The sequence below is a fragment of the Serratia sp. DD3 genome (genome assembly GCF_000496755.2).
On record NZ_AYKS02000019.1, the window covers coordinates 1 to 2,143 of the forward strand.

Genomic DNA, 2,143 nt, shown 5'->3' on the forward strand with positions numbered 1-2,143 from the left:
TGTTCAGCACCCAGTTCCCTGCGCCATCGATAACATTACCCAGCGAGGTCAAGGCACCGCCTTCAAAGGCGTTAAAGTTAAGGGTACTGCCATCAGCGATACTGACGCGACCATCACCCAAGTTGGCATTCTGCGACACACTCAGCGTGCTGTTGCCCACCAAATCAAACAGACCAGCAAACAGCGTGTTGCTACCGGTCAGTGTGGTATCTGCAGTATTGGTCAGTTGTACCGTTGAGGCCGCATCACCGCTCAAGGTGTTAGCCAGCGTACCGCTGACCCCATCGAGTATCAGTTCAGCACCAGCGGCTGTCAGGTCAACACTGGCATCCGACGTGCCCAGGTTATTGACATCGGTAATGGTTAATACACCACCGGCATTGATATTGTGCTGACCGCTAAAATCATTGGTTCCCTCCAAGGTCACTACCGCATTGGTGTTGATGGTGCCGTCACCACTGAGTATGTTGGCCAGCGTATCGGCAGCGTTCAGGTTCAAAGTACCCACTACATCAACATCACTGCTACCCAAGGCATCGGCGGCGGTCAAGGTGACCGTCGCTGGCAGCGCTATCAAGGTATCTGCTGACAGGCCACTGTTGGCGGCACTCAGGATCAAGGTACCACCGTTGACGTTCAGCGTGCCCGCACCAGTCAAGCCACCAACAGCTGTTGAAGTACCACCATCTTCCAGGTTCAACGTACCACCAGCGATATCAATCACCCCGGTGTTAGTCAATAATCCGGTTGTTAATACCGCCGGGTCAATAATGACGGTCCCAGCGTTGATCAGGGCTCCCACCGTTTGACTGAAATCGTTGGTATTAAAACTGGCATTACTATTTACCGTCAGCAATGAAGTCTGACCGAACGCATTATCACTCCCCAGTAGTACATTACCACCGGTCACGGTCGTAGTTCCGCCGTAACTGTTGTTGCTGTTGGTCACCGTCAATGCACCATTGGTAGCATCAAAAACGATGCCGCCATCAACCCCGCCGGTCAACAGGGCGGTCAACTCTCTGTTGGTGCCAGCGCCAGTATCGGTGGCAATAATCAGCGCATCGGCATAGTCCGTCAGCAGTTCAATGGCACTCAAACCATAGCTCAGGTACAGGCCATCGGCACTGCCGTTCGTGTTGGACAAGGCGTAATTGTAGGTACCATTCGCCACATGGACGCTGTTCTGGTTAATGGCAGAAGAAATACCCACCCCAGGTGTCACCACCTGGTTATTAATTCTCAAGCTGAGTCCATCAACCGCGCTTGCCGTATCCGCAGTGATCAACGTCTCGGTCATTCCCCGGTTCTGTTCCAGAAGAGAGACGCCCGGTGAGTCGTTGTTCCACGAACCGCCATTATCCACATTGATCGTACCGCTGTTGGCGGTGAGGTTAACGGTAGAAATGATACTCTCGGCACTTGATAACGGCACGCCACCAGTGAAATTGAGCGTACCACCATCCAGCACCAGATCCTGCAAGGTGGCGGTACTTGGCGTTCCCGGGATACCAACCGTCGTCACACTGCCAGTGGCTAATGTCAGCCCAGCATTCTGCAGAGTGTCGGCATTGGTTCCCGCCAGTGAGAAGGTAGCGTTATTCAGCGTCATATTGCCGGTAAAGCCAGCCCCAACGCCAGTACCGAAATTGAACGCATTATTAGCCCCGGTATCGACATTCACCTGCCCGGCACCGGTCAGGGTATTGTTCAGCGTAAAGGCACCGGCGTTGGTGATATTCAAGGTACTGCTCGCGGTATTGACATCCAATGTCGTCCCCGCATTCAACCCGGTAGCGCCATCGATAGTCAAGGTGGAGCCAGTATTGATATTCAGCAAGCCACTAAAGCCCGAGGCATTGCTATTATCCCTCAGGTCGATATTGCTGCTGTTCAGCACCCAGTCCCCTGCGCCATCGATAACATTACCCAGCGAGGTCAAGGCACCGCCTTCAAAGGCGTTAAAGTTAAGGGTACTGCCATCAGCGATACTGACGCGACCATCACCCAGGTTGTCACCCAGTGATACATTCAGCGTGCTGTTGCCCACCAAATCAAACAGACCAGCAAACAGCGTGTTGCTACCGGTCAGCGTGGTATCTGCAGTATTCGTCAGTTGTACCGTCGAGGCCGCATCACCGCT

General features: G+C 53.5%; 1 protein-coding gene. It reads right to left on the reverse strand.

The window, feature by feature from the left end:
* On the reverse strand, positions 1–2,143 hold a 2,143-nt coding region (locus tag IO95_RS25505), incomplete at both ends, for a hypothetical protein (protein ID WP_037383838.1).